The following is a 6,936-nucleotide window of genomic DNA, read 5'->3' as shown; positions in this document are numbered from 1 at the left end:
CGGACGGAGCCTTCAGGGATGAGCACTGGGCAAGCAGTCTCATCGTTCCTGAGGTCACGGGCGAAGCCCGTATCTTGCAGCCCTGTTCTTCAGAACAGGGAGTCGTCACGACCGCTCTAAAATCTCCACCACCAAGGCCGCCCCCACCAGGTTGGCCCCCAGGTCGCGGCGGATGCGCTCGGCCTTCAGCATGCGCAAAAGGTCCTCTTCCCGGAAGTACCAGCTGCTTTCCCACACCAAGGGTTCCACGAAGCCAATCTCCACGTAGGCCCGCACCACCCCCAAGGAAAGGCCGTAGTCCGCCAGGGCTTCCATGGATATATAGGGGCTACGCGCCAGCATACCGCACCTCCTTTAGCTTCCGCCAAAGGGCCTCCTCCTCGGGGGAGAGGTGCTCGGGGATCACCACCCGCACCTCCAGGTAAAGGTCCCCGCGGCCATGGGGGCCGGGAAATCCTTTGCCCTTTAGCCGGAGCTTCCTCCCCGTTTGGGTCCTCGGGGGAATGGTGACCTCCACCGGCCCTTCCAGGGTGGGAGCCCGCACCTTACCCCCCACCACGGCGATGGGGGCCGGGACGTCTAGGGTGGCGTAGAGGTCTTGGCCCTCCAGACGGAAAACGGGATGGGGAAGAAGCCGCACCGTGAGAAGAAGGTCCCCTGGGGGCTCCCCAGGCCCGCCCAGGCCCGCCAGGCGGATGGTGCTCCCGTCCTGCACCCCTGGGGGGATCCTCACGGAAACCCGTCTGCCCCCCACCTCCACCACCTTTTCACCCCCGTGGAAGGCCTCCTCTAGGCTAAGGGGAAGCTCGGCCCTGAGGTCGCGGCCTCTCCTTGGCCTCCTCCGCCCCATGCTCCCAAAGAGGCCGCCCCCGAAGAGCTCCTGGAAGAAGTCGGAAAAGTCCTCCACGTCAAACCCGGAGAAGTCGTACCCACCCGGGGGCGGCGGTGGGGGAGGGGTGGCGGTGCCGTAGGTGTCATAGACCTTGCGCTTTTCCGGGTCGGAAAGAACGGCGTAGGCCTCGTTGATCTCCTTGAAGCGCTCCTCGGCCTCGGGGCTTTTGTTCACGTCAGGATGGTACTGGCGGGCCAGGCGCTTGTAGGCCCGTTTGATCTCCTCCTGCGTGGCGTTTCTCGGTACCCCCAGGATGGCGTAGTAGTCCTTCATGGCCTACTCCACGCCCTCTTCTTCTGGGCTTTTTTCCTCACCCACGGCCACCCGGGCCGGGCGCACCAGGGCCTCGCCCAGGCGGAAGCCCCGTTGGAAGACCCGGGCCACCTTGCCCGGTTCTCCCGGGAGAAGGCCGATGGCCTCGTGGTAACGGGGGTCGAAGGCCTCTCCTTCCCCAGGCACCTCCTCAATGCCAAGCCCCGCCAGGATGCGGAAGAAGCCTTCCCGCACCGCCTTCACCCCCTGGAGGATGCTCTCCGGGTTGGCCTCGGCGAACTCTAGGGCCCGTTCCAGGTCATCCAGGACGGGAAGGAGGGCGCGGACCGCCCGGAGGGTCCCCTCCCGTTCCCGGAGCCTAAGCTCCTCCTCCATGCGCTTGCGGTAGTTGTCAAAGTCGGCCAGGAGGCGCACGTACCGGTCCTTTAGGGCTCGGAGCTCCTCCTCTACGGCCAGGAGGCGTTGTTCCAGGGCCAAGGCCTCCTGGCCTACCGCCTGGAGGTCTTTCTCCACCTGGGCGGCCTCCTCTTGTGGGATTTTCTCGCGTTCCTTCTCCATGCTTCCTCCGAAAGGGGGTAAGGGGAGGCCCCTGCCCTGGCAGGGGCCAGGGCAGGGGGGCTTTAGTCGGCGGGCTTGTAGTCGGCGTCAATCACGTCGTCAGGGCCGCGGCTGGATCCCCCGGTGGCCCCGGCGGTGGCGGCCTTCTCATAGGCCTCTACCGCCTGCAAAAGCTCCTCCGTGGCGGCTTTCAGCTCGGGGTCGGAGGCGTCCTTTTCCGAGAGCTCCTTGGCCCGGGCGATGGCCGCCTCGAGGCGGGCCTTGGCCTCCGGGGTACCCTGCTTCTCCTGGAGGATCCTCTCCGCCTGGACGCGGGTGGAGTCCAGGGTGTTCTTGAGCTCGGCGTGCTCCCGGCGACGCCGGTCCTCCTCCGCATGGCGCTGGGCCTCCTCAATCATCCGCTGGATCTCCTCCTCGGAGAGGGTGGTGGTGTTCTGGATGGTGATGGAGGCCTCCTTGCCCGTGGACTTCTCCTTGGCGGTCACGTGGAGGATGCCGTTGGCGTCTATGTCAAAGCAGACCTCAATCTGGGGCACCCCCGCGGGCATGGGGGGGATGCCCTCGAGTCGGAAGCGGCCCAGGCTCTTGTTGTCCGCGGCCATGGGCCGCTCGCCCTGGAGGACGTGGATTTCCACCGCGGTCTGGTTGTGCTCGGCGGTGGTGAAGATCTCGCACTTGCGGGTGGGGATGGTGGTGTTCCGGGGAATCAGGACCGTCATGACCCCACCCTTGGTCTCCACCCCCAAGGAGAGGGGGGTGACGTCCAGGAGGACCACATCCCGCACCTCCCCCATAAGGACCCCCGCTTGGATGGCGGCCCCCATGGCCACCACCTCGTCGGGGTTTACGGAGCGGTTGGGCTCCTTGCCCAATAGCTCCTTGACCACCCTTTGCACCGCCGGCACCCGGGTGGCCCCGCCCACCAGGATCACCTCGTCGATCTGGGCGGGGGTCAGGCCCGCATCCTTAAGGGCCTGCTCCACGGGGCCCCTAAGGCGCTTCAGAAGGGGCTCAATGAGCTCCTCAAACTTGGCCCGGGTGAGCTTCTTCTCCAGGTGCAAGGGGGTCTTGCTGGCGGGGTCTAGGGCGATGAAGGGGAGGCTGATGGTAGTCTCCAGGGTGCTGGAAAGCTCAATCTTGGCTTTCTCCGCCGCCTCAATCAGGCGCTGGAGGGCCTGGCGGTCCGCCTTGAGGTCCACCCCGTACTCCCGCTTGAACTCCTCGGTCAGCCAGTTCACGATGGCGTGGTCCATGTCGCTGCCGCCCAGGTGGGTGTCCCCGGAGGTGGACTTCACCTCAAAGACCCCCTCGCCGATCTCCAGCACCGTCACGTCAAAGGTGCCACCGCCCAGGTCAAAGACCAAGACGGTTTCGTTGCCCTTCTTGTCCAGGCCATAGGCCAAGGCGGCGGCGGTGGGCTCGTTGATGATGCGGAGCACCTCCAGGCCCGCAATTCGCCCGGCGTTGGCCGTGGCCTCCCGCTGGGCGTTGTTGAAGTAGGCGGGCACGGTGATCACCGCCTTGGTGATGCGCTCTCCCAGCTTCTTGGAGGCGTCCTCCACCAGCTTGCGGAGGACCATGGCGCTGATCTCCTCCGGGGTGTAGAGCTTGCCCTTGATCTCCACCCGCACCCCGCCATCGGGCCCGGGGACCACCTTGTAGGGCACCCGCTTGGCCTCCTCCTGGACCTCCTCAAAGCGGCGGCCAATAAAGCGCTTGATCTCAAAGATGGTGCCCTCGGGGTTGAGCACCGCCTGGCGCTTGGCCATGCGGCCCACCAAGGTCTCCCCGTCCCGGAAGGCCACCACGCTGGGGGTGGTCCTTTCCCCCTCGGCGTTTTCCAACACCACCGGCTTGCCGCCCTCCATGACGGCGATCACGCTGTTGGTGGTACCCAGGTCAATGCCCACTGCCTTGGCCATAGCTACACCTCGCACCTTAAGCATAGAGCATTCCACTTTGATGTGTCAAGAGAGTTGAGTGTAGGTATATCATGGTGCGCTGGACTACCCGGATTCCCCGTTTGCCGTGTACCCTAAGAGAAGACATGTCCCGGCTTCCTTTGAACTTTTTGGTTTTCATCCTGGGCCTGCTCCTTTTGGCCTGGGCCTTTAGCCTGGCGGGCACAGCGGGGAACCCGGCAAGCGGGGTCAACTACACCACCTTCCTCGAGGACCTGCAGGCGGGCAGGGTGAAGGAGGTGGTGGTGCGGGCTGGGGAGACCCGCATCCAAGGCACCTTAACCGACGGGTCCACCTTCACCACCTACGCCGCTAGCCCTCCCGACAATCAGACCCTCGAGGCCTGGACCAAAAGGGGCGTGAGCGTGCGGGTGGAGCCTCCCCAAGGCCAAAACCCTCTGGGTTTCCTCTGGCCGCTCCTTTTGGTGGGGCTTCTCATTGGGGCGCTTTTCTACTTCTCCCGTGCGGGGCGTTCCGGGCCCTCGGACTCCGCCTTCAGCTTCACCAAGAGCCGGGCCAAGGTGCTTACCGAGGCCCCCAAGGTCACCTTCAAGGACGTGGCCGGGGCCGAGGAGGCCAAGGAGGAGCTGAAGGAGATCGTGGAGTTCCTGAAGAACCCCGCCCGCTTTCACGAGATGGGGGCCAGGATTCCCAAAGGCGTCCTCCTGGTGGGCCCCCCGGGGGTGGGGAAGACCCACATCGCCCGGGCGGTGGCGGGAGAGGCCAAGGTGCCCTTCATCACCGCCAGCGGCTCGGACTTCGTGGAGATGTTCGTGGGGGTGGGGGCGGCCAGGGTCCGGGACCTCTTTGAAACCGCCAAGCGCCATGCCCCTTGCATCGTCTTCATTGACGAGATCGATGCCGTGGGCCGCAGGCGGGGTGCGGGGGTGGGAGGCGGCAACGACGAGCGGGAACAGACCCTAAACCAGCTTCTGGTGGAGATGGACGGCTTTGAAAAGGACTCCACCATCATCGTCATGGCTGCTACCAACCGCCCCGACGTTCTGGACCCGGCCCTCCTGCGCCCGGGCCGCTTTGACCGCCAGGTGGCCATAGATGCCCCGGACGTGAGGGGCCGGGAGCAGATCCTGCGCATCCACGCCCGGGGCAAGCCCTTGGCGGAGGATGTGGACCTGGCCCTTTTGGCCAAGCGCACCCCAGGCTTTGTAGGGGCGGACTTGGAAAATCTCCTGAACGAGGCCGCCCTCCTGGCGGCCCGGGAAGGCCGGAAGAAGATCACCATGAAGGACCTCGAGGAGGCCGCCGATCGGGTGATGATGGGCCCGGCCAAGAAAAGCCTGGTCCTTACCCCTCGGGACCGGAGGATCACCGCCTACCATGAGGCAGGGCATGCCCTGGCCGCTCACTTCCTGGAGCACGCCGATGGGGTGCACAAGGTGACCATCGTGCCCCGGGGCCGGGCCTTGGGCTTCATGATGCCCAGGCGGGAGGACATGCTCCACTGGAGCCGAAACCGCCTCCTGGACCAGATCGCCGTGGCCTTGGCTGGGCGGGCGGCGGAGGAGCTCATCTTTGAGGACGTGACCACGGGGGCGGAAAACGACTTCCGCCAGGCCACGGAGCTGGCCCGGCGCATGATCACCGAATGGGGCATGCATCCCGAGTTTGGGCCCGTGGCCTATGCCCATCGTGAGGACACCTATCTGGGCGGTTACGACGTGCGCCAGTACTCGGAGGAGACCGCCAGGCGCATAGACGAGGCGGTGCGCCGCCTCATTGAGGAGCAATACGGGCGGGTGAAAAACCTCTTGCAGGAGAAACGGGAAATCCTGGAGCGGGTGGCGGAAACCCTCTTGGAGCGGGAGACCCTTACCGCTGAGGAGTTCCAGAAGGTGGTGGAGGGTCTGCCCCTGGAGCCAGACGGGGAGGACCAAGGGGAGACGCCCCAAGAGCGTCCGGAAAAGGAAACCCCCCGGGTGGTGCCCAAGGTCAAGCCGGGGGGAGCCTTGGGTGGCGCTGGATAGCCTTCCCTCCTGGCTTGGGCCAGGGTGGGGGCCCAGGAAAGGCCCTGGTGCGGGTGTTATCCCGGTGGGGCTTAGCGAACCAAACGGTAGGAAAGGGGTTGAGGCTGGAAATAAACCTGGGGGGCCAAGGCCCCCCAGGGGAAGGGAATACGTTACTTCTTGACCTTTTCCTTGAGAGCCTTGCCCGGCTTGAAGGCGGGATACTGGGTAGCGGGGATCTTGATCTTCTCCTTGGTGCCGGGCTTCACACCGGTGCGGGCCTTGCGCTTGCGCACCTCAAAGGTGCCGAAGCCGGTGAGCTGCACCTTGTTCCCCCCAGAGAGGGCTTCTTCCACCTTGGAGAGGAACGCATCCACCGCCGCCTTGATGTCCTTCTTCTTAAGGCCCGTAGCGGCTGCCACCTGATCTACCAGATCCGCTTTGGTGACCGTTTTCTTTGCTGCCATTCTTCACCTCCTTCCTCTTTTCCCTTCCGCAAGGACTATAGCACGCTTGAACGGGGCTACGCAATACTCTGACCCATTTGTATACCTGTGTAAAGCAATGTGTGATAACGGAAGTATTGGCTCTAGCGGTACTGGGGTGGCAAAAGTTCCCGTACCCGGGCCTCTATCTCCCGGGTCAAGATTTCCAGCTCCTGATGGGTAAAGCGGGACAGCTTCGGAACCGGTATAGGTTTGCCATAGATCACCCGGATGGGCTTGCGCAACCGGAAGAGCTTTCGCCCCACAGGCCAGGCCTGGTCGGTGCCCACCACCGCCACGGGTACCACGGGGCTTCCGGTGCGCAGGGCGATGGCCGCCACCCCGGTCTTAAAGGGCTGGAGCTTACCCGTGCGGCTTCGGGTTCCTTCCGGGAAGATGCCAAAGGCCAAACCCCTTTCCAGGGCGCGGATGGCCCCTTTGATGGCGGAGAGATCGCTTTGCCCCCGTTCCACGGGGATGGCGTAAAGCCGGGGTAGAAGCCAGGAGAGCAGGGGTAGACGGAAGACGTCGGCCCGGGCCAGGAAGCTCACGGGGCGTCGTACCCCGGCCCCCACGGCGATGGGATCCAGGATGGAGAGGTGGTTGGCGGCCAGAATGACCGGGCCTTCCTGGGGTACGTTTTCCACGCCCTCTGCCCGATAACCGAAGAGGAGGTGCAGGAGAAACCGGGCCAGATACCAGGTGGCCCGGTAGACAGGGTTTGGCTGGTGGGCTTCCACGGGTTCCAATTTACAGAAAAGGGGGGTGTGGGTGGCCATAATCCCCCGGTTTTGAAACCGGGG

The 6,936-nt window shown here is 64.7% G+C and carries 7 protein-coding genes; 1 reads left to right on the top strand and 6 read right to left on the bottom strand.

Translation table 11 applies throughout. From position 1 onward, the window contains the following. Positions 1–105: 105 nt before the first annotated feature. The 4 genes from L0D16_RS12060 to dnaK all read right to left on the bottom strand — a co-directional run bounded on the left by L0D16_RS12060 (position 106) and on the right by dnaK (position 3,645). Positions 106–342 carry a chaperone modulator CbpM gene (locus L0D16_RS12060; protein ID WP_243032436.1) on the bottom strand — a complete coding sequence of 79 codons (237 nt, stop codon included), beginning with the start codon at positions 340–342 and terminating at the stop codon, positions 106–108. Beyond that, positions 329–1,165 carry a DnaJ C-terminal domain-containing protein gene (locus L0D16_RS12055; RefSeq protein WP_243032435.1) on the bottom strand — a complete coding sequence of 279 codons (837 nt, stop codon included), beginning with the start codon at positions 1,163–1,165 and terminating at the stop codon, positions 329–331. The genes L0D16_RS12060 and L0D16_RS12055 overlap by 14 nt, the downstream gene beginning before the upstream one ends. Positions 1,166–1,168: 3 nt before the next feature. Then, positions 1,169–1,723, bottom strand: a complete 555-nt coding sequence (gene gprE, locus L0D16_RS12050) for a nucleotide exchange factor GrpE (RefSeq protein WP_243032434.1) — start codon at positions 1,721–1,723, stop codon at positions 1,169–1,171. Positions 1,724–1,785: 62 nt separating this feature from the next. Beyond that, the gene (dnaK, locus tag L0D16_RS12045) at positions 1,786–3,645 is read right to left on the bottom strand and encodes a molecular chaperone DnaK (RefSeq protein WP_243032433.1); all 1,860 of its coding nucleotides are present in this window, start codon (positions 3,643–3,645) and stop codon (positions 1,786–1,788) included. 125 nt (positions 3,646–3,770) lie between these two features. Here dnaK and ftsH point away from each other — a divergent pair, with 125 nt between their 5' ends. After that, positions 3,771–5,669, top strand: coding sequence for an ATP-dependent zinc metalloprotease FtsH (gene ftsH / locus L0D16_RS12040; protein ID WP_243032432.1), 1,899 nt, complete (start codon positions 3,771–3,773; stop codon positions 5,667–5,669). Between the two features lie 152 nt (positions 5,670–5,821). Here ftsH and L0D16_RS12035 read toward each other — a convergent pair whose 3' ends face one another. Both L0D16_RS12035 and L0D16_RS12030 read right to left on the bottom strand, forming a co-directional pair. Next, complete coding sequence (locus L0D16_RS12035; protein WP_114312806.1) at positions 5,822–6,115, bottom strand: HU family DNA-binding protein; 294 nt, start codon at positions 6,113–6,115, stop codon at positions 5,822–5,824. Positions 6,116–6,237: 122 nt separating this feature from the next. Then, positions 6,238–6,873, bottom strand: a complete 636-nt coding sequence (locus L0D16_RS12030; protein WP_243032431.1) for a lysophospholipid acyltransferase family protein — start codon at positions 6,871–6,873, stop codon at positions 6,238–6,240. Positions 6,874–6,936: the final 63 nt, after the last annotated feature.

Origin of the sequence: Thermus altitudinis (assembly GCF_022760835.1) — a bacterium.
In the GTDB taxonomy this organism is placed as follows: domain Bacteria; phylum Deinococcota; class Deinococci; order Deinococcales; family Thermaceae; genus Thermus; species Thermus altitudinis.
This window is presented reverse-complemented; position numbering and strand designations above follow the sequence as displayed.